This window comes from Psychrobacter sp. CX97 (assembly GCF_057396285.1).
Window position 1 is genome coordinate 32,534 of sequence record NZ_JBXYJE010000010.1, and the last position, 21,898, is coordinate 54,431.

Below are 21,898 nucleotides of genomic sequence, written 5' to 3' on the forward strand. Positions count from 1 at the left end.
TTAGATATAGCCCTTATCTTTCAAATACGCATCAACAAGTTGGGCGAAATATCCTGCACTTCGAGCGATTGTTTCAATATCATCTTTATCAAGTTTATCTGTTGCACCATGAGAGCCAAGATTAGATTTCTTTACTTTAGCTTTAAAGTCTTCAGGTATAAAATAGTTCTTAAAAGTATTAAATGATTGACCTAAATGCTTATAGAATTCGTTATCTGAGCCTTTATAAGTACTTATGTATTTAACAGCACTACAAACTTTATTCTCAAGACCGTTTTCTACTTTAAACTGAGTATCATAATCTTCTAAGTATTTACAGCATAAATCAAATATAACCCTTAAAGAAGTAGCAATTATTACTTTATAGTCTTGGTTTTTCGACCATAGATCGTTAATTTGTTGAATTAACTCTCCAACAGTTGGCAAGCTTACTTCGTACTGGTGGCTAAAAGATTTTATTAAGAATTCTTTATTGTCTGAGGGCTTCAAAGCCGATTTTATTTTTTTAAATACCAATCTTAGTTCAGAACTAACTATAGTGTTTTCTATATCATGAAATTTATATACTACAATTCTCTCAACAGATTCCGATATATCTGAAATCGTCCGGCTATCATATTTTATTCCATCTACATAAACTTTAATATCGTCATAATGAATATTATTGCCATTAGTATCTACAGCAGAACTAACAAAGTCCATCAAGTTTAATGTAGGAGATGAATGGTAAAACTTGACACAATAATGAGTCTCATTTAATAGAATGCAATTATTAACTCCTGCTTTTTCTGTGTCATTATTTTGATTTGAGTTATTATTTTGATTTGAGTCATTATTTTGATTTGAGTCATTATTTTGATTTGAGTCATTATTTTGATTTGAGTCATTATTTTGATTTGAGTCGTTATTTTGATTTGAGTCGTTATTTTGATTTGAGTCGTTATTTTGATTTGAGTCGTTATTGTTGTTCTGCTTTTTCTTTAACTCTTTTGAAACTTGGCTTCCGATATCTTGAATAAATAAGTTTAATTTAACTAAGAAATTAATAAGTTGTTTTGAAGCATGATTTTCAATTAGTTTAGTTCTGTCAGCATTAAAAGCTATTTTTGGACTGCTAGTCCGAATATCCAAGTATCCTATAATTTGAGGTAAAGATTTACTAGATTGACTCCCTCTTGATATCTCTGGATCAAATAGTTCGTAATTATTAAATAATACTTTATTAAAGTAAATTAACGGTCTTAGACTAGCTCTTACTGGTCTAGTAATTCTAAACAAAGAGTTAACATTATTAACTCCTGAGCCAGTAAGATCTAACACTTTTAAATTTGCGTCAATTGTAATACCTTCTGGTAAAGTTGATTTATCGAATTTTATCTCTTTGTAGACTCTTTCATTTACTACATAGGTTACAATATTTGTCTCTGAGTTAAACTTAATATCAAACCTTCTTAAACCATTAGCAGAATTCATTGCTTCAGAAACATTCAAGCTCGTTTCCTTTAGCAAACTTGGCTGTGATGACCTTTTCTTAAGTTTGAAGTTAACCTCAATAGTTTTATCGAGGAAAAGGTTAGAAAATTTATCATAGTTTTCACTTAATTCAAAAAAACTTCTAATTTCCTTTTGTTCATCAGAAGAAATTGCCTTTATTATAATTCTAGTACCTTTGAAATTTTTCACTTTAGAATAAGTTAAAGGGATTTCGTAATCAGTAATATTGTTCATTGAAGCTAATGTAGACTTACTTACACTAAAAATTACTGCTTCAGGGTAGTCCTTATGTTTAGTTTGCCAATGTATTTCTTCACCAAATTTAAATACCGATAACAAGCCTAATCCTTTTTCACCTTGAGTATATCTTTCAAAACAGATTTTTTTACCGTAGCTTTTAGTACTATTTGAGATATGAAATAGTGATTCGATATCATTGGAGGATATGCCGTCTCCGTTGTCTTGTATTTCTAAAACGTGATTATCTGAGTCGTAAATTATATCAATTACTGTGGCACACGCATCATAGCTATTTTTTAAGATTTCATTAATAGCGAACATATAGCTAGGTACTTTTTCAGAAAACTCATGAATAATGTTCCCACTAACTTTAACTGATATTTTTTTCATTAAACTCGTCCTAAATGCCATTAATTACAATTTAGTAAATATTCATAATCTACCTTTCTAATCTTTGAATCAAATATAACAGACCGTTATAAAAATGGCTAATTTAAGTTAAGTAGACTGGCTACGCCCCGCGCATTATTTAAGTTAAAGCTATGACATAAATAACTTAAAAGTTTGTGATAATTAAATTAATAGATTGTGATAAATGGCCTGTAATAATAGTGCGAACGACGCACCCTTGTATGATTTGCCTAAATTCGATTCAATAATAGTTAAACTTAGCATCGAAAGAGCGGTTTTGCCCTATTATAGCGAATGTACTGATGGTCTAGACGAGTGGCGATGGTTTTTTTAAAGAGTGGAACTTACCATTTTAAAATCATAATCAGGTTCATAAAACTGCGCTGGTGTTGGCTCAAAAAGACTGCGGACAAACTCCTGACCAAACTCATCCTCCAATTTTTGCCAAACATCATAATGAAGGGCAAACCAATTACGGTCATCTTGCGCAGTAGAAGCCACTTCTAGTCGTATATCGATATCATCAGCGACCAGTTTGCTTATCATAAAGACTTTAAATTCATCATCTAATACGCTTGGTATGTTTTGCCATGAGATAGTATTGTCTTTATAAGTTAGGGTATGCAAACAAGTTTCAGTATTAGACTCGGTTGAATCGTTATGGCAGTCTACCGTAGCTATTATTTTAGGTAAATTGTAGTAAGAGCCGATATGGCTATTAAATTGTTGTACAACATCGGCATATTCTGTGCTGATTAAAAAGTAGGATACTGTCAACAGTTCATAGTGCATGCCTTCGTACTCTTCTGGCGTGTCATTTTTTACTTGGTCAAGATAGGAATAAAATATATCCCAAGGACTTTCTGCTTTCTGCATATATTTTTGACGACGTTTAGCGAAAAAACTTTTTAACATAGACTCAAATCCTTTTGGTTGTTAGAGTAAACGTGAATCGAAGCAGCAATCTAGCCCTGATAGTAGCAAAAAGCAGGAGCAGCTACAAAAACCAATCCCGCTTCAAAAATATGATAGAAAATTCTAACCAACACCTAAGCGAAATTCGGATTTAACCACTTCTCAGCCGTCTGCATATCCCAATCCTTACGCTTGGCGTAATCCTCTAATTGGTCATGACTATTCAAGTTTAAATCTAAAGATTTAGTGAGTAACTTAGAACCAATCAACGAGTAGCAAGCCAGCCACTCGTTGAAACTCCTTAAAATTATGCGTTACTAAGGTAGCGTTATTTGACAACGCACATCCTGCAATTTGAATATCTTAATGTCCAATTGGTGTTCCCTGACGCTCAAGATTTGCTCGAATTCGTGCAGATATTTGAGCCTCTAAATTAGCGAAGGGCAACACTTGAACTTGAGTTAATAGCGTGGCCAGTTGATTAGTACGTTTTTCGGGCTGAGTGGATTTTTCAATACCCACCTATAGTTCATACAAAACGACGCTGGGTATATAAATATCATTGGGCGAATGTAAATAAAGGTGTGAAGCAACTTGCCCCACACCTTTAAAGAAATAGATTAAGGTATTAGTATCGAGTACATACTTCATAGAGATTCACGCATGCTATCCATACCTTGATTATCACGAATATTCTCTAAGCTTGGGAAGTCATTCCAGCTACCCGCTAGTGCTTTGACCTCGGGTGACCAATCTTGATGATGCTTGATCTGACGTTCAACAAACTGACTAAGCCATTCGCTGGGAGCTAAGTTTTCAGACTGTGCTAATTGCTTAATAACGTCTTCTATTTCTCTATCTATGGTTAGCGTGATTTGGCTCATATGATACCCCTTTTTAAACCAGCATTTACCTTTGATACTTATAGTAGCAGGTTTTGGCGGTATTTATAATCTTAACGAAAATAATCGGTTCAGCCAATTTTATATCATCTAATATCTCAATTTGATACACGACACAGTTGTTTTTAGAAAGCTTGGATGCGTTAAGTACAACCCACGCTTTAAAGATAGCCAAAGCCGAACCACGATAAATACCAGCAAGAACTCGATGTCACCGCTAGCCCTGATAGTAGCGGGTATACTTGGTGCAGCACAGGGTTGCGGACGCTTAAGAAGGGGTGTTATCGCTGAGTCAGGAATAACCCTTACTATTAGCGACCGCCCCTGTGCAAGCCAAGATAAAAGCGGATAGCAGGATCAGCTACAAGTTCGGATTTAACCACTTTTGCGACTTTCATACCCTATTATCCCTGCAAATCAATATTAATAGAGTGTCACGAACCTAATGCGACAACTCCTGTATCACAACTAGACGAATTAAGTCTTAATGAAAGTTTAATGCTATGATGGCATTTTAGCTTGCTATTCATTGGAAAAACTTTCTTGAAACAAACAACAAGCCCAGCCCCAAAACAAACCTGTAAGCCTTGGCACTCACTCAAGCAACAAATAGAACTGCTCGAAAATAGAGGTATGATATTTGATGATAAGGTACACGCTAAGCATATCCTATCGCAAGTAAATTATTATCGATTAAGTGGTTATTGGTATCCGTTTAGACAACTGACTAACAATTCAAGAAAAAGTGATTTTCGTGAAAGCACAAAGTTTAGCGATGTCTTAAATATTTATAACTTTGATAAAAAGCTTAGAATACTGTGTTTGCAGGCGCTTGAGGTTATTGAAATGTCTGTCAGAACCAGTATTGCTCACACCTTTGGTCGTATTAGCCCTATTGCGCATCTAGATAAAAACAACTTTGACCAAAATTTTGTACAAGGTAAAGACAAACAAATAAGTTATGACTTGTGGTTAAAGAAATATGAATCTCAGATACGTCGCTCAAAAAAGAGTCCTTTTATCAAACATCACCTTGCAACTTATAAAGACCTGCCGATTTGGGTGGGGGTTGAGGTAATGGATTTTGGTAGCTTATCGGTATTGTATTCAGGTTTAAAAGGCAGACAACAAAAGCAAATATCTCAAGGTTACGGTGTCGATAATGCAGGTTTTTTTGAAAGCTGGCTAAAATCATTGAACTATATTCGCAACATATGTGCACACCATTCGAGATTATGGAATACAAATATAGATGTTGTTGCAAAAGTTGATAGTAGCTTTTTAGGGCTGTCATCAGCGGACAATAAACGGTTATTCTTTTATTTGATTATAATGAAGCACTTGTTGACGGTTATTGAACCTGATAGCAGTTGGCAAAATGAAGTAGAAAGTTTACTCTTTGACTTCCCCATACCAGAAAATAATGCTATCAAACTAGATGATATAGGGTTCACTTCTTGGAACGATTGGTAACGTTCATTTCTTGTTAAATCTGTAGTAACCAAGACAATAGGCAATAGAAAACCGCCACATTTCCTAATTCAATGTTGCCAGAAAGATTAGGTAGAGGTGGCGGTGCTGTTGAGGTCTATTATAGTTAATGACAGGGGTGTAAACAAGCATTATTTAGCAATTACTAAATTTGAACAACAAACACCTAAGCCAAATTCGGATTTAACCACTTCTCAGCCGTCTGCATATTCCAATCCTTACGCTTGGCGTAGTCCTCTAACTGATCACGGTCAATTTTACCGACATTGAAATACACACTTTCAGGATGCGAGTAATAGAAGCCACTGACCGAAGACGCCGGCCACATCGCATAGCTTTCAGTCAGATAAGTGCCGATGGCGTTTTGGGTGTCGAGCCAATCAAATAGCTTACCCTTTTCGGTGTGTTCAGGGCAGGCAGGATAGCCCGGGGCAGGGCGGATGCCGACGTATTTTTCTTTAATCAGCTCTTCATTGGTCAGCTGTTCTTGTGGTTGATAACCCCAGTATTGAGTACGAATCAATTCATGTAGATGCTCAGCAAAGGCTTCTGCAAGGCGGTCACATAATGCTTGAACCATGATGGCATTGTAGTCGTTACCCGCTTCCTTAAAGCTGTCAGATAGCTCTTGAGCACCTTCAATAGAGACCGTAAATCCACCCAAATAGTCGGTGTGATCGTCCAAAGGAGAGATAAAGTCTGCCAAGCTAAAGTTCGGTTTGCCGCTTGCTTTGTCAGACTGCTGGCGTAAGTGCTCGAACACATGAGTGGGCTTACCACCCTCAGATATTGGTTTATCATATACAGTCACTGTATCGTGATCGGTACGCTTGGCAGGCATGATTTTAAACACGCCTTTTGCGGTGACCAATCCCTCATCAATGAAGCGTTGAAGTAACTCTTTGGCATTGCCAAACAGGTCTTTGGCCTCGGCGCCGACCACATCATCGTCAAAGATTTTGGGATATTTACCGACCAAGCCCCATGAGATAAAGAAGGGCGTCCAGTCAATATAAGACAGTAGGTTGACGATAGGGTAGTCGTCTAGGATGACTTGCCCTTGCTGGTTTGGTGTGGGCGGCGTGTAGTCTGCCCAATTAAACTGAAAGCCTTGTTCAATCGCTTCGGCATAGCTTAGTTTGGCTGCTTTAGGTTTGCGGTTTGCCAGACGTTGACGTACTTTTTCATACTCTTCACGGGTCTCTTTAATCAGATCGACTCGGTGTTCTTTTGACAGCAGTTTGGTGACGACACCGACAGAGCGGGAGGCATCGGTGACGTAAATCACTGCATCATTTTGATAATGGGGTTCGATTTTGACCGCAGTATGGGCTTTAGAAGTGGTGGCGCCACCAATCATTAGCGGTAGGGTCATGCCACGTTCTTGCATTTGTTTGGCGACATACACCATTTCATCAAGGCTCGGGGTAATCAGCCCAGATAAACCAATGATATCGGCTTTTTCCGCTATGGCCGTGTCCAGAATCTTATCGCAAGGCACCATCACCCCAAGGTCGACAACGTCATAGCCGTTACAACCAAGTACCACGCCGACGATGTTTTTTCCGATATCGTGTACGTCGCCTTTGACAGTCGCCATGACCACCTTACCTTTAACCTCGCCTTCGACTTTTTCAGCTTCGATATAGGGATTTAACACCGTAACCGAGCGTTTCATAACACGGGCGGATTTGACCACTTGCGGTAGGAACATTTTACCCGCACCGAATAAATCGCCGACCACGTTCATGCCGTCCATGAGTGGGCCTTCGATGACCTCTAGCGGTTTCGCATATTTTTGTCGAGCTTCTTCCGTGTCTTCATCAATATAAGTGGTAATACCTTTGACTAGGGCGTGTTCGATACGTTTTTCAACTGACTGCTCACGCCACGATAAGTCAACGGTGCCATCATTCTTTTTGCCGCCAGCCACATAGCCTTCGGCGACGGTCATTAAGCGTTCGGTGGCATCTTGTCCGCTGTCACCTTGATTGCGATTGAGCATCACATCTTCGATGGCATCCCGAGCTTCCTTTGGAATCTCGTCGTACACTTCAAGCATGGCAGGGTTGACGATACCCATGGTAAGGCCCGCCTTAATGGCGTGATATAAGAACACGGCATTGATGGCTTCACGAATTGGGTTACCTCGGAAGCTAAACGAGACGTTTGACACGCCCCCTGATACCATAGCATTAGGAAGGTTATCCGTGATCCATTTGGTGGCATTAATAAAGTCAGCGCCGTAGTTGTTGTGCTCAACGATACCCGTTGCGACCGCAAAGATATTAGGGTCAAAGATAATGTCTTCAGAAGGGAAGCCAACTTCATCGACTAAAATGTCATAACTGCGCTTACAGATATCGATTTTGCGCTCATACGTATCGGCCTGACCCTCTTCATCAAATGCCATAACAATGACCGCAGCACCATAGCGCATACATAGCTTGGCACGTTCGACAAATTCTTCATACCCTTCTTTTAAGGAAATTGAGTTGACGACCGCTTTACCCTGAGTACGTTTTAAGCCCTCTTCAATGATGTCCCATTTTGAGGAATCAATCATCAATGGTACACGGCTAATATCAGGCTCGCCTGCGACTAAGTTTAAGAAGTGAATCATCGCCCCTTTGGAGTCGAGCATGCCCTCATCCATATTGATATCGACGATTTGCGCACCGCCCTCAACTTGGTTTAAGGCGACTTCTAGTGCTTCGGTAAATTCGCCTGTTTTGATTAGGCGTAGGAATTTCTTCGAGCCTGTCACATTGGTACGCTCGCCAACGTTAACAAACAAGCTATCTTGATTGATGGTAAAGGGCTCTAAGCCAGACAAACGGCAGGCAGGGGGAATGGTTGGGATTTCACGAGGCTTATATTGCTGCATCACGTCAGCAATGGCTTTGATATGCTCCGGTCGAGTACCACAACAGCCTCCAACGATATTAAGCAGTCCTGATTTACCGAAACCATCGAGTAGGGCAGCGGTCTCCTCTGGTGTTTCATCATATTCGCCAAATTCGTTCGGCAAGCCCGCATTAGGGTGAGCAGATACATAAGTGTCGGCAATATCAGATAAGGTTTGAATATGCGGCTTGAGGGCATCGGCGCCTAGGGCACAGTTAAAACCAACGGATAAAGGTTTGGCATGGCGAATAGAGTTATAAAACGCTTCGGCAGTTTGGCCGGATAGTGTACGTCCAGACGCATCAGTAATCGTACCTGATATCATAATAGGCAACTCAAACCCGATGGTTTCAAACACACCGGTCACTGCAAAAATAGCCGCTTTGGCGTTTAGGGTATCAAAAATGGTCTCGATCAAAATAAGGTCAACACCACCTTCAATTAGTGCATAAGTCGCCTCTGTATAGTTATCCACCAACTCATCAAAAGTTACATTACGAAAGGCAGGATCATTGACATCAGGCGATAACGAGCAGGTACGAGACGTTGGCCCAATAACACCGGCCACAAATCTAGGCTTATCTGGATTCTTTGCGGTAAATTCGTCGGCGGTTTCTCGTGCTAATTTAGCAGCCTCACGATTAATCTCAGGTACCAGATATTGCATATCATAATCGGCCATAGAAATCTGCGTACCATTAAAACTATTGGTTTCAATGATATCAGCACCCGCCTCCAGATGGTCTCGATGAATGTTTTTGATAATCTCTGGCTGAGTGAGTACCAGCAAATCATTATTGCCCTGTACATCTTGTTCTATATCTGCGAATCTCTTACCGCGATAATCCGCCTCTTGTAGCTCAAAGGTCTGGATTTGAGTGCCCATTGCGCCATCAAGCATTAAAATACGCTGAGCCAATTGGGCTTCAATGCGCTGGCGAGACGTTAGCTGTTGTTCTTTAAACGGAAACTCTGCTGGCGGCACTAGATTGAAGTTATCAGGATTGTGACCTTTTTTGACCAGTTCAGCTGAGGGGTCTCGATCTACATTGGCATTGTTGCTAAGTGTGGCATTGAGCTTTTCGTTATGTTCGGGGTGAGAGCAATACATGTGTTGATTTCTTATACAGTAGGGTGGAGTACATTAGGTTAGATTTTAGGCAATTAGATGCTATATTAGCAAATCATGATATAGCGTACTTAAATGCAAATTTATTAATCGGTCATGATTTATGCTTGTGATTTACGTTTTTGAATGATGCTGTTAAATTATTAAAGACTATGTCAGCCTTTGCATAAAACATAGCCGCCGTTAATTGAATATTAAACTTTAAAGGACCCATTAACAGACATAAAAGATATCACAAAAGGTATGAGGATATTAGGCATGGTAAAAAGATTAACGATATTGCCTCTGACGATCGCTTTATTAGCTACTGCGGGGTGTCAAAGCACGCTCAAAACATCCAATAATAGCAATAACGCTCAAGTAATGAGAGGTAGCAGCTCTACTAACAGCACGGTTAGCAATAATGCCAATAAGCAGCAAACCGAGTCAAAACAAAAGAGCCTGATAACCAATCAAACTCAAGTAATTACCCAATATGCTTCAGTAGATGCTATACAAATGGCGAAGCGTAACCCAGACTTATCTATTTTAGTAGAGGTTTTAGAAGGCACTGGACTTACCGGTATGATAACTTTTGCAGGTAATGATTATACCATTTTTGCCCCTAATAATGCGGCGTTTGAGGCATTTTTTAGTCAAACCAACCTTACCAAACAAAAGCTACTTAATAACAAGTCATTACTACGGTCAATATTGGCTTATCATGTGGTAAAAGAGAAGGGGCCTTTGTTAGTAACCGAGTTGCCCTATGGTCAGCTATCCACTATTGGCAAAAAAAAGCTGACAGTAACTCCTCAACGGAGTTTATTAGATGGTAAAGGACGCACTGTCACAATTGTTAAGCCAAATATTGTGACTAAAACTGGCACCGTACATGTGATTGATAGGGTAATGTTTCCTGCTAGTTAATGAGATTTTTGATTTATTCTTTGGCGTACTCTCTAATGAATACTGTAATCAATTCTACGATTAATTCTTGGCTGAGGCATTATTTAGAATCCAAGGATGCCGACCTAGTCTGGTGGTTTCATAGCCACTTAATTAGGGCAATTGGAATGGTTTCTATTTCTATTAGTTTTTAATCTACAATCGTCTAACTGGCGTACAACAAAAAGCCCGATACCTAAATGTTAGCGTATCGGGCTTTGTTTGTAAGTTGTTTATAATAAAGCGATTATAAACAACTTGTTATACAGCGTTGCGAGGTTGCTTTCGACAACATTAGACAACATCGTCACGCTTAACATCAAGACTTTCTTTTTCTTTATGACGTTCTTCCCAGTAAGTGGCATTCTTGATACCGAACTTGGCAGGGTTGAAAACAAAGCGTTTGTGACTAGTACCACCGCCCGTTTTCAGCTGTGCTTCATAATCTTTAAGAATATCAAGAGCAGGACGCGCCACAAAGAAGACAATGATAATACCGATAATGTTTAACCAGGCCATTAGACCAACACCCACATCACCTAAGCCCCAGATGTAACCCGATGTATTTAATGCACCGTACGCTACCATAATCATAATAATTACTTTAACGGCAAATAAGCCACCTTTACTGGCCCCTTTACCCATAAAGCGAGTTAAATATGAAATATTAACCTCTGCAATATAGTAGTAGGCGAGTATTGTGGTAAAGGCAAAGAAGAATACAGCGATTGCGATGAATGAATCACCGAAAGTACCATACACAGACTCCATTGCCATTTGGGTAAATGAGGGAGAGCTAATAGCCGTATCGGCGGCAACATTTTGCACGATGAATTGGCCGTCTGGTAAACTACCTTGAATGTTGTACATACCGGTTGATAGAATCATAAAGGCTGTTGCAGAACAAACTAATAAGGTATCTACATAAACTGAGAATGCCTGAACCAATCCTTGCTGTGCAGGATGGTCGACAGCAGCAGCGGCAGCAGCATGAGGGCCTGTACCTTGTCCTGCTTCGTTAGAGTAAACACCACGTTTAACACCCCAACCAATAGCTGCACCAAAGCCTGCTTGTGCAGTAAATGCATCGCCAATAATCATACCAAATACTTCGGGCACTTTACTGAAGTTGGTAAACATGATCAATAAGGCAAGAATGATATAACCCAGTGCCATAAACGGAACAGCATACTCAGTGAATCGAGCAATACGTTTAATACCACCGAAGATAATAAAACCAAGAACCACAAGAATAATACCTAGTGCATAAATACGGGTTGAACCCACATCCATACCCATGATGTTCATCATAGAACCTTCACCAGCTACCTGCGCAACGGCATTAACAACACCATTGGCCTGTACGCCAGGCAAGAAGATACCACAAGCGATAATCGATGAAATGGCGAATAAAATTCCATACCATTTTTGACCCAATGCCTTCTCAAAATAGTAAGCTGGGCCACCACGGTATTCGCCAGTGACAACATCACGCTCTTTATAAATTTGACCGAGTGTTGATTCAACGTATGCAGTAGAAGCACCTAAGAAGGCAACAACCCACATCCAAAACACCGCACCAGGACCACCAAAGCCAATTGCAGCAGCAACACCAGCGATGTTACCCATACCTACACGGCCCGCTAACGAAACCGCTAACGCCTGAAATGATGAAATGCCATCATTGTCAGGTTTACCTTTGAATAAAAGCCTAAACATTTCTTTGAAAAGACGCACTTGTACAAACCGCGTCATGATTGAGTAAAATAAACCAGCACCCAGACACAGATAGATCAGTGCGGGGCTCCAGATAATATTGTTTAAAGCACTAACAATGCCTTCCATAGTGAATCTTCCTAATATAGATAAAACTGAGATGCTTGTTCCTAACTCAGTTTTTTTGAAGGGTTAGAATGCATACAAGGCTTATTTGATTAAACGAATTTCTCACTCAAATAATTAAATAAGCAATAATGATTAAGACACACATTTTAATAAGCTTAACTCTATAATGTAACTATATATAGTCAAATGTTACGTTAACGTATGTCTTAGTAACTGCAATTTGCCATAAAAAAAAAGTAATTACTAGCTTAATTTTTGCGCTTGCTGTCATTATTTTCACTATTTATGCTCTACAAATGTGGTTTTTATCAAATTTTTCATACCTCGTTGGCATAATAAAAGGTTGTAATTAGGTAACAATAATTGGTATTAATAGCGGTCAATCCCATTAAGACTGTACAATTGGCACAAATATACTTTAGCAATTATTAAATATGATAATTTTATTGAGTTTTTATGCGATTATTGATGAAGTATTGAATTAAATTAATTATTACTGACTTATTTGTATAGTCATATTTATAATGTTTAAATTTTAGGAGAAATGTTTATGTCACGTCAATCTATTTTAAAACCATTGTTTTTATCCGTTGTTATAGGTATCTCATCTGTCAGTCTGACGGGCTGTGGTTATAATAACTTACAAGCGCAAGATGAGCAGGTTACGGCGGCATGGTCTGAGGTAGTCAACCAATACCAACGCCGTGATGATTTGGTTCCAAATTTAGTTAAAGTAGTTAAGCAATATGCTGACCAAGAACAAGAGGTATTTACCGAAGTGGCTGCCGCACGCTCTAGAGCAGGTAGTATTCAGTTAACCCCAGAGGTGTTAAATGACCCTGAAGCGATGGCAAACTACCAAGCGGCTCAGGCAGAAATGACCGGCGCATTGTCACGATTAATGGCTGTTTCAGAACGTTATCCAGAGCTTAAATCAGATAAGTTGTTCCAAGATTTACAGGCTCAGTTAGAAGGTACTGAAAACCGTATTACTGTTGCACGTAACCGTTATATTCAAGAAGTGCAAGGCTACAACACGACGGTTCGCCAATTTCCAACCAATATTACTGCTAAAGTATTTGGCATGGATGTTAAGCCTAACTTTAGTGTTGAAGACGAAGCAGCCATTTCTAAAGCACCGACAGTTGATTTTGGCGACTCTGCTGAAGCCACTGCCCAGTAGAACTTTTGTTATAAAAGTCATCAGCTTTAGAGTTTGCAATTAAAATCATCAAAAACGAGTGGTCAAGATATACATGCGAAACTTAAGAAAAAAGGTGTCAGTACTCTTAATTTCAGTACTCTCTAGTAAAGTTGCAGCTCGTAAAGTTGCGCTTATTATAGTTGCAGGTCTCTTAGCAACGCCTTTAAGTTTTGCTGAAAATGAGCCTAACCAGAATCAAAACCAAAATGCTGAAGACTTAATTGCGATTGCCCAAGTTGGCAAGAACAATGAAGCCATAAATGACGCGGTTCTTGGTAACGAGGCTATTAGAGATAACATGCCTCAATTGGGCGAAGCAGTAGGTATGGGCTCTGATAGCCAAGATAGTAATCAAGTAGAATCAGCGCAGCCCACGCCACGCCAATCTACAGCGCAAAGTGTGGATAGTGATAAGCTTATTCTCAATGCACCCGTTGTGGATCAAGCTGAAATATTTAGCCCTCAAGAGAAGCAAATGCTGACTCAGCGCTTAAAGCATCTTTATGATCAGGGCTTAGCTCAAGCTGCCTTAGTAACGGTGCCCTCCACAAATGGCATGGATATTTTTCAATACAGTTTGCAAGTTGCTGAAAAGTGGCAACTTGGTGAAGCCGATACTGATGATGGCCTATTGATTTTGGTAGCGGTTAATGATCGCAATATGTATATCCTCTCAGGCTATGGGCTTGAAGGTGTACTCCCTGATGCGGTTCTAAATCGTATCATTGATAGTGACATTACCCCCTCATTTAAACAAGGCGACTACGCTGGTGGTCTTATTAAAGGCATAAATAGAATAGAGGAAAGGTTGGTTGCTGATCCTGAAGTATTGGCTCAGTCTGATGCCATTGCTAAAGAGAGAGCTGAAAGTGGGGTTAGTAACGCCGATTCTCCCTCTGTATTTGGCACCTTTATTATTGCCTTGATTGGTGGTATTTTCTTAACCTCAGTTTTTGGTCGTATTCTAGGCTCACTATTCGCTACTGGTGGATTTGTTGCTATATCATTGGCAACAGGTGGTAGTATTTTAATGACGATTTTCATGGCCGTATTTTTGTGGATGTTTCTATCAGCACGTAGCTCTGGTGGTGGAAAAGGAGGGAAAGGCGGAAAAGGTGGCCGTGGTGGCGGTATTGTATTTGTGCCTGGGGGCGGTTTTGGTGGTAGTGGCGGCGGCTTCGGCGGCGGCGGTTTTGGTGGTGGCGGCTTCGGCGGCGGTGGCGGTGGCTTCGGCGGCGGCGGTGCTGGCGGATCGTGGTAAGCTGACCAAAATTTCGCTTAAATGATTCTGCAATTTATTAATTATAATAATTACATTTAATAATCGCACTTTCTCACATTATTTATAAGGGAGGGGATAATGTTCAACCCTGATGCTGTCTATTTTGAATTCTATAGCCTCCCTAAACTTTATATTAGTCTTAAAAGCTTTGAGGTACGACGACATGCAACATCATGCCAAATCTGACGCATCATCTACCAGCTCAGTCGCACACCCCAATGTGGCAGAAGGTCATACCGCCATCAGTAAACCAAGCTTTGCCAGATGGTGGCGTCAAGCTAAATTTGTACCCATCATTCATAATCGCTGGTTAACAGATGACGTGCGTTCCCGTTTAACTCAGAAGGTAACGCAGGCAGAGATGGGGCATCGAGGTGAGGTGTTTTTAGTCATTGAAAATAGCTTACCTATTAATATGGCTTACCATATTAATGCACGCGAACGGGCAATCGATTTATTTAGTGTTTATCGTGTATGGGATACCGAAGAGAATACGGGTGTGCTGGTATATGTTAATGTATGCGAACATGCTCTAGAAATTGTAGCAGACCGTGGGATCAATTCTCAAGTGAGCCATACCGTTTGGCGGGCAATGTGTGATAAAGCACTCGCAGGCATGTCTAAAGGTAAGATGGAGGAGAGCTTAGCGTGCTTACTCGATGAGATTGGTTTATTACTAAGACAGCATTATTACTTAGAGCACGATCCAGAAGGTAATGAATTGTCTGATACAGTGGTATTTTTAAAATAGTAGTCTGTTAAGTGGATGTTCTAGTATATCTTATTGAAAACGTTTTTTATTGAAAACGATTATGCTTACTTTATTTGATGGTTTGATTATTTGGTGTTTAGTGTTTAATTATTCTGCTTAATTCTCCCATGATTTATCATGTTGCGATGATGTGATTGACCAGTTTGGGCAAAACCTCTCCTGCTTTACCAGCAATAACAATATCAATAAGTGGGCTTTGAGTTGGGTTTAAATTCACTTCAATAATTTTAGCACCATTTTGTTTTGCAAGTTGTGCCAAACCAGCCGCAGGATAGACCAAGCTTGATGTACCAATACTGATGAAAATATCACATTTTTCACTGGCAATTTCGGCATGTTGCCACTCGCTTTGCGGTAACATTTCGCCAAACCAAACTATATCTGGACGGATGTAACCCTTACATAATTTACAACTTATAAGTGATGATTGCTGATAATCTATAGAATCTGTATAAGGTGTATCACATTGGCTACATTTGTTGCGCCATAAATGCCCATGCAAATGAGTCGCTTGGCTCCCTGCTTGTTCGTGCAAGTCATCAACATTCTGAGTAATTAACTCAAGTTTCTTTGAGTGGTTATCTGCCCATTGTTGTAGGTCATTTAAGGCATAATGTGCAGGGTTTGGCCGCTTATCTTTAACTAAGTTACGACGCCATTGATACCAAGACCACACCATTTTAGGATTACGCTCAAACGCATCAATATTGGCTAAATCTTCAGCACGGTAGTTTTCCCAAAGTCCTGTTTGTTTGTCTCTAAATGTTGGAATACCACTCTCTGCAGAAATACCTGCACCTGTGAGAATGCAGATGCGATTTGCTTGGCGTAGCCATTTTACTGCTTGGTCTATCGGTTGAGATGTATTGTTATTCATTGCATTATCATTCATTATACTATCAGTCATTTATCTACTCAATTGTCTATAAATCAGTCACTTACCTATAAATTCGATACTGGTTTTACTTAACGCACTCTATTTTACAATATGTATTGGTAACCCCTGTATTGAAAATCCCTTTATATATAACTGTCTTTAGGTATAAGGATATTTAACAGGGTATCTTATTAGTGGACAGGGGTGGACAAAGGTTGACAGATATAAAGGCATCGAGATAATTGGGTATCAAATATATCATACCCTCATTCTCTATATTAGCTATTTAATTCACAACTTGTATTAATAAGCTAAAGCTAGGGTGTTTTTAGAAAAATAAAACAATACGAGGTACCATTAAGGAAAAAGCGCAGGTTGACAGGTTGAATAGTCATTCTATTTCATCCTAATATCAATAAAGTAGTGGCTTATGTTAGGCAAAAAATAGCCAATTGTGAATACAGGTACTAGTACTAAGTGTCGCTTATTAAGATATATAAGTCATACTGGATAAATGAATACGGTAAACCTCAGGAGGATATATGAATCAAACTTATAGTGGGCTGATGTTACTTGGCATTATTGTTGCCTGTGCGTTAATTTTATTTGTAATTGCAAGTTCAAAAAGATCGAAGCCTGACACCCAAGGCAGCAATAAGACTACATTAAAAGTTAAGGTCAAAGACAAGGCTATATTCAAGAGTAAGCCAGGGATATTACAGAATTTACCTGATGCAAAGCTGGTTAAGCTTAAAAAGAGAGTATCAAAGTATTTTCCTGAATTAACCACAAGCTTAAGACAGCATCATTTGATTATAGAGTATCAATCAAAAAAAATTGCTATGTTAACGGTGGATAAGACTGCTGCAATCGGTCGTCGCCGTTTAGGTGAGGTTATTGTTATTAATTTTCATGATATACCAAGCGCTGAAGAGTTAAAGATAGAGCTTAAGTTTTAGAGACGAGTAATATTTTATGTCTGAATCATACCTTCCATGTTAAAGCTAGCCGTTTAGTATTAAGGTGTACACCTTCTCATCAATACCACTGTATTTGTTTAAAATACATTTAGGTATCTTGCTAAAGCTATTAATGCAGTCGATTCGGTTTTGGTAAGAGGGAAGGGTTGAGAGAATCACGTCTTACTATCATAACTGGTGCATGGTTATTGCGGACTAGGTTACCTATCTATATCAATACAAAGTGTTTGATTTGATTTTAGGTTGCTTAACAGAGGTGTGTCTTTACCGCTAAACGGGTTGAGGTTGCTGCGCCTAAACAAGCATATTTTAGCAACATTACTTATAAAGTAATCTGCCACCAATAAGTGATATTTTGTATGAGTAATAAACGTAAATCCATTGAATTTCCAAAAACTTAACCTTCTCGAGAAACTCTCAAAAGATAAATCCTCAAAATACAATATTTAGCTGCTCTTTACAAAGCTTAATGATTAGCACTCTAATGGTGCAAAATGCTTTAGCGGCTACAGGTACAGAATTAAACAATAAGCCTGTTGCAAATTTTTGACAAGATTATTGTTATAGCTGAAAAATCAGATGAGGCCACTGAGGCTACAGAAGACATAGTATCTGCTAAGGATATTAGTGATCATTAAATTGAAAGCCAACAAGATTTGGTACGCAATAATACTGAAATCAGTGTGGCTGAAGTAGGGCGGTATGGTAACAAGGGTTATGCCATTCGAGGAGTTGATGGTAACCGAGTCGCTATGACCTTAGATGGCGTTAATCTACCTGATCAACAGATTAATCAAATATTCTCGTCATACTATGATGCTCGATTGCATGTGAGACACTACGCTTAAATCTAATGATTTCGTAAGGCTTTGAAACTAAAATAAAATGAGGGGTTATAAGTATGACGACAATATCGCTTACCAGTAAAAATAATGAGCTTTGGAAAAATTACCAACTGGAAAAGGCAAATAATCGAATGTTATTTCCAACAGAAGGGGCAAACTTACTAGGCGTTAGTGAGCTTGAGTTAGTTTTGGCCTCTCCTTTTAGTGAGTATATTGGCTCCAACTGTAAAGACGTTTTAATGCAGCTAGAAGGGTTTGGTAACGTTGAAAGCATTGTTCGTAATAAGTTAGCGGTACATGAGAAAATTGGCCTTTATCATAACTTAAAGCTTGGAGGGAAGATGGGGCTTGCGATCAATGTAGGTGGACTTGACTTGCGTTTCTTTATGAATCAATGGGCGCATGTTTTAGCGGTAAAAGATGAAAGTAAGGCAGATAAGAATACTTTAGCCTCCTATAGCTTTCAATTTTTTGATAAACATGGCAATGCTATCAATAAAGTATTTTTACGAGATACTTTAGAACAGAATTTACAAAAATGGCAGGAGATTGTTTCTGTACAAAAAGCGACTGTAGAAGTAGATGAACTAACACTTGAGCCAGTAAATGAAAATGGCAAAGCGCTATGGCAATATAAAGCGTTAGATGATGATAAGGTAGTAGAGTTACAGACAAAATGGAATCAGTTAACGGATATTCACCAGTTCTATTTCTTATTACAAAAGCTAGATATTGACCGTGCTAGTAGTTATCGTCAAGCCCCACAAGGTATGACGACACAGTTAGACAAAGGAGCCCTTGAGAGTATGTTGTTGGCAGTAAAAGAACAAGATTGTCTATTAATGACCTTTGTTGGAAATACTGGTGTGGTACAAATTCAAACTGGAAAAGTGCATAACGTAAAGCGTATGGGCGAATGGATAAATATTTTAGATAAAAAAGAGACCGACTTTACTCTACATCTAAACGATAGTAAATTGGACCAGATATGGTGTATTAGACGACCCACTAAAGACGGTATAGTAACTTGCGTTGAAGGTTTTGATGAATACGGTACCAGCATTATTACTTTTTTTGGTGAGCGTGCTGAGGGTGAGCCTGAGCGTGAAGATTGGCAGAAAATTGTTTTGGGATTAGAAAAAGACAATGGGGTGTCAGTAGAGTAGTCACTGGCTAATCTATACTACTCAAACCCAATCTGCCAGTTGTCCAAAGTGATAAGGGGAATATCAGGTTGGGTTTGAGATTTGAGCTCGTATAAATCAGCCTATAGCGATTGCAGGGATCAACTGTTTTGAGAAAACCTATGGGGGACTCTTAACGTTTAGAGTGTTAGTATTTAAAACTGATAATTAACCCCAAGTTTATAAGCACGACCTGGCGCAGGATAGCGACCGACTGGACTGGTATCGATACCGCGGAAGTAATACTCTTCATCGAATAGGTTATTGACACCAAATTGCAGGGCAAACTTTTCATTTTCGGTTTCTTTTATCGTTTTCTGGACGCTTAAATTCCAAAGCATATAATCTGGAATTTCGCCTTTACCCCCATCGATGCTCTCTTTGGTCGTATTGGCATTATCAGCATAGGCCTTAGAGTAATAGACGCCAGATAAGGTGGTAACTAAGTCATCTCTGTTATAGCTGGCGTGCCACCCAAGTTGATGTTTAGAGCTATAGGGTAGCTTGTTATCCTTAAACTCTCCTTCTTCCAAAGTCGCATCTAAATAGTTGTAACTTAGCCCTACATTTAAATTTTTATACTGTTCTGGGGTGTAATCTATGGCGGCCTCTACCCCTTGATGTAGGGTATGTCCGACATTATCAAAGCTTTGCTCGGCACTGTTCCATTGCAGCTGGTCATCAAAGTCAATACGATACAGTCCTAGATTGGCTTGAAGATTGTCAGTGGTGTATCGTGTGCCGAGTTCATAGTTCCAAGCTAATTCGCTACCTTCTTCTCCTTTACCGCGAATATAAGCTATCTGCGGCGTACGAAGCGACCTTTGAGTATTTCCATATACCGTCCAAATCTTGTCATTAGATTGGATTAAATCATAAGAGGCAGTTAGTCCGGGTAACCATTCAGTCGCCGTGTTATCTGTTTTAGTATCATTGCCTAGATCTTCAAAATCCATTTCGGCACGTTCATAGCGAATACCTGGTGTAATTTTTAACCGATCATCCATAAAGCCCATCTCATCACTCACATAAGCGGCCCACGCATCTGTTTCAAGATGCCAGTCTCTCGGTGTAGAAGTGGTGTTATCGTCTAATTTAGTCTGTTTTAATTGATAATCCACATCCTCATTCACGTAACGCACCCCACTAATGAGATGGTGACTGATAGTGTCTGGGTCTCCAAAGTCTATTGAAAACTTAGGTTCAATGCCGTAAACATCAAATTCACGAGGCGAGGTTCTAAGCGTGTCAGAGGCAACAGCAGGGTCTGCCCAATGGACGCCTTGGTTTTTAAACTGGGAGTTAAACCCCCATTCAAAGTTGCGAGTGGCGTGATGACCAAATGTGGTTAAATCCAGTACGGCCTCATTGCCTAGATTTAAGTAGTTTTTGTATTTGGCATGCCAGCGGGTCGATTTACCTTGATAGGCTTCATGAGGTCGCTGGGATTGTTCAACATCTTGTTTGTAGGCATCAGGTGATAATGCTCCCGGCATTTGCGTATCTGCATCATAATATTGTAAAAACCCTTCAAGTTCTTGATTGTCATCAATATACCAAAGCGCCTTTGCTTGCACATTGGTAACCTCGGTATCTGAGTGGTCTCTAAAACTATCGCCTTTAATGCCGTTTGCCTCAATTTGTACACCCAAGTCATCGGTCAACCAGCGGCTATGACGAGCATACACGCTGGTTAATGGCTTACCATTTTCTTCAAAAAGAGTCACATCACTCGAAAGCTCACTATGAGTACCAGATTCTATAGGCTTAGTAATGAGATTAATAACGCCGCCCACGTTATTGGGGCCATACTGAGTAGCCGCACCGCCTCGAACCACATCCATACGCTCAATATTGTCTAATGTAGCAGGAAAAATTGATTGTCCTGTATGGCTATAGGGCGCAAGCGTCAAAGGTATGCCATCCATTAAAAACTGGGCTTGACCACTACGGCTGGCATGCAGCCCTCGGATTGAGATATTGGGAAGTACGCCGGTACCTGTTTCATCATGAACTTTAACGCCGGGTACAAATTGCAAAGCGCTATCAATTGAATGACTGGCTGTCTTTTGAATATCAGCTTTATCAAGGACGGTTCGATTACCCGCAAATTCTTTGACCTCATTGCTACTTGAGTCTCCTAAAATATCAGCAGTCACGGTGATTTCATTAAATATCGCCGTAGGCACGACGTCATTATCATTTTGACTGCTTTGACCGTTTTGGGCATTGAGCACATTGGAGTAACGAGTAAGATTGGATACAGGTTCGGAGCTAATATCAGCAAAACTGTTTTGATGGATACATAGAAGAATGGCAATACATAGGGCAGAACGAGAGGGATGAATGGTCATTATAGCTCCTGTTAATAACGTGTAAAAGAATCGGCTCTTTGTAAAATAAAGTCCTAAATTAGGTTAATTTTCATTACTATATTGTAATTATAAACGATTTTCATTATCATTTACAAAGTTTTAAATATCTTTGTTCTCT

17 protein-coding genes are annotated in these 21,898 nt (G+C 39.5%); 9 read left to right on the plus strand and 8 right to left on the minus strand.

The window, feature by feature from the left end:
* The 4 genes from AC2SLL_RS09120 to AC2SLL_RS09135 form a co-directional block, all read right to left on the minus strand.
* Positions 1 to 2,124 (minus strand): ATP-binding protein, encoded by a 2,124-nt coding sequence (locus AC2SLL_RS09120; RefSeq protein ID WP_486531379.1) that lies wholly within the window; start codon positions 2,122 to 2,124, stop codon positions 1 to 3.
* 351 nt (positions 2,125 to 2,475) lie between these two features.
* Positions 2,476 to 3,060, minus strand: a complete 585-nt coding sequence (locus AC2SLL_RS09125; protein ID WP_486531380.1) for a hypothetical protein — start codon at positions 3,058 to 3,060, stop codon at positions 2,476 to 2,478.
* A gap of 363 nt (positions 3,061 to 3,423) precedes the next feature.
* Complete coding sequence (locus AC2SLL_RS09130; protein ID WP_486531381.1) at positions 3,424 to 3,582, minus strand: PIN domain-containing protein; 159 nt, start codon at positions 3,580 to 3,582, stop codon at positions 3,424 to 3,426.
* A 125-nt stretch (positions 3,583 to 3,707) separates the two neighbouring features.
* Positions 3,708 to 3,944 (minus strand): hypothetical protein, encoded by a 237-nt coding sequence (locus tag AC2SLL_RS09135; RefSeq protein ID WP_486531382.1) that lies wholly within the window; start codon positions 3,942 to 3,944, stop codon positions 3,708 to 3,710.
* 226 nt (positions 3,945 to 4,170) lie between these two features.
* Here AC2SLL_RS09135 and AC2SLL_RS09140 point away from each other — a divergent pair, with 226 nt between their 5' ends.
* Positions 4,171 to 4,314 carry a hypothetical protein gene (locus tag AC2SLL_RS09140; RefSeq protein WP_486531383.1) on the plus strand — a complete coding sequence of 48 codons (144 nt, stop codon included), beginning with the start codon at positions 4,171 to 4,173 and terminating at the stop codon, positions 4,312 to 4,314.
* Between the two features lie 191 nt (positions 4,315 to 4,505).
* Positions 4,506 to 5,435, plus strand: coding sequence for an Abi family protein (locus AC2SLL_RS09145; RefSeq protein WP_486531384.1), 930 nt, complete (start codon positions 4,506 to 4,508; stop codon positions 5,433 to 5,435).
* A gap of 184 nt (positions 5,436 to 5,619) precedes the next feature.
* Here the strand turns inward: AC2SLL_RS09145 and metH are convergent, their stop codons facing one another.
* Positions 5,620 to 9,471, minus strand: a complete 3,852-nt coding sequence (gene metH / locus AC2SLL_RS09150) for a methionine synthase (RefSeq protein WP_486531385.1) — start codon at positions 9,469 to 9,471, stop codon at positions 5,620 to 5,622.
* A 276-nt stretch (positions 9,472 to 9,747) separates the two neighbouring features.
* Between metH and AC2SLL_RS09155 the strand changes: the two genes are divergently transcribed.
* A complete protein-coding gene (locus AC2SLL_RS09155; RefSeq protein WP_486531386.1) occupies positions 9,748 to 10,398 on the plus strand; it encodes a fasciclin domain-containing protein in 651 nt (216 codons plus the stop codon).
* Positions 10,399 to 10,710: 312 nt separating this feature from the next.
* Here AC2SLL_RS09155 and AC2SLL_RS09160 read toward each other — a convergent pair whose 3' ends face one another.
* Positions 10,711 to 12,261 (minus strand): alanine/glycine:cation symporter family protein, encoded by a 1,551-nt coding sequence (locus AC2SLL_RS09160; RefSeq protein ID WP_486531387.1) that lies wholly within the window; start codon positions 12,259 to 12,261, stop codon positions 10,711 to 10,713.
* A 550-nt stretch (positions 12,262 to 12,811) separates the two neighbouring features.
* Here AC2SLL_RS09160 and AC2SLL_RS09165 point away from each other — a divergent pair.
* The 3 genes from AC2SLL_RS09165 (at position 12,812) to AC2SLL_RS09175 (ending at position 15,498) form a co-directional block, all read left to right on the plus strand.
* Positions 12,812 to 13,444, plus strand: coding sequence for a LemA family protein (locus AC2SLL_RS09165; protein WP_486531388.1), 633 nt, complete (start codon positions 12,812 to 12,814; stop codon positions 13,442 to 13,444).
* A gap of 94 nt (positions 13,445 to 13,538) precedes the next feature.
* The gene (locus AC2SLL_RS09170) at positions 13,539 to 14,726 is read left to right on the plus strand and encodes a TPM domain-containing protein (protein WP_486531389.1); all 1,188 of its coding nucleotides are present in this window, start codon (positions 13,539 to 13,541) and stop codon (positions 14,724 to 14,726) included.
* A gap of 184 nt (positions 14,727 to 14,910) precedes the next feature.
* Positions 14,911 to 15,498, plus strand: a complete 588-nt coding sequence (locus AC2SLL_RS09175; RefSeq protein WP_486531390.1) for a TPM domain-containing protein — start codon at positions 14,911 to 14,913, stop codon at positions 15,496 to 15,498.
* Positions 15,499 to 15,634: 136 nt separating this feature from the next.
* Here the strand turns inward: AC2SLL_RS09175 and AC2SLL_RS09180 are convergent, their stop codons facing one another.
* Positions 15,635 to 16,426: an NAD-dependent deacylase gene (locus AC2SLL_RS09180; protein ID WP_486531391.1), complete on the minus strand. Its 792-nt coding sequence runs from the start codon at positions 16,424 to 16,426 to the stop codon at positions 15,635 to 15,637.
* Positions 16,427 to 16,938: 512 nt separating this feature from the next.
* Here AC2SLL_RS09180 and AC2SLL_RS09185 point away from each other — a divergent pair.
* The 3 genes from AC2SLL_RS09185 (at position 16,939) to AC2SLL_RS09195 (ending at position 19,387) form a co-directional block, all read left to right on the plus strand.
* Positions 16,939 to 17,355, plus strand: a complete 417-nt coding sequence (locus AC2SLL_RS09185; protein WP_486531392.1) for a hypothetical protein — start codon at positions 16,939 to 16,941, stop codon at positions 17,353 to 17,355.
* A gap of 677 nt (positions 17,356 to 18,032) precedes the next feature.
* Entirely contained in the window at positions 18,033 to 18,224 is a 192-nt protein-coding gene (locus AC2SLL_RS09190) for a TonB-dependent receptor plug domain-containing protein (protein ID WP_486531393.1), read from the plus strand.
* A 53-nt stretch (positions 18,225 to 18,277) separates the two neighbouring features.
* Positions 18,278 to 19,387 carry a ChuX/HutX family heme-like substrate-binding protein gene (locus tag AC2SLL_RS09195; protein ID WP_486531394.1) on the plus strand — a complete coding sequence of 370 codons (1,110 nt, stop codon included), beginning with the start codon at positions 18,278 to 18,280 and terminating at the stop codon, positions 19,385 to 19,387.
* Between the two features lie 173 nt (positions 19,388 to 19,560).
* On the opposite strand, the gene AC2SLL_RS09200 is transcribed toward AC2SLL_RS09195, so the two are convergent.
* Positions 19,561 to 21,759 (minus strand): TonB-dependent receptor family protein, encoded by a 2,199-nt coding sequence (locus AC2SLL_RS09200; RefSeq protein WP_486531395.1) that lies wholly within the window; start codon positions 21,757 to 21,759, stop codon positions 19,561 to 19,563.
* Positions 21,760 to 21,898 lie beyond the last annotated feature (139 nt).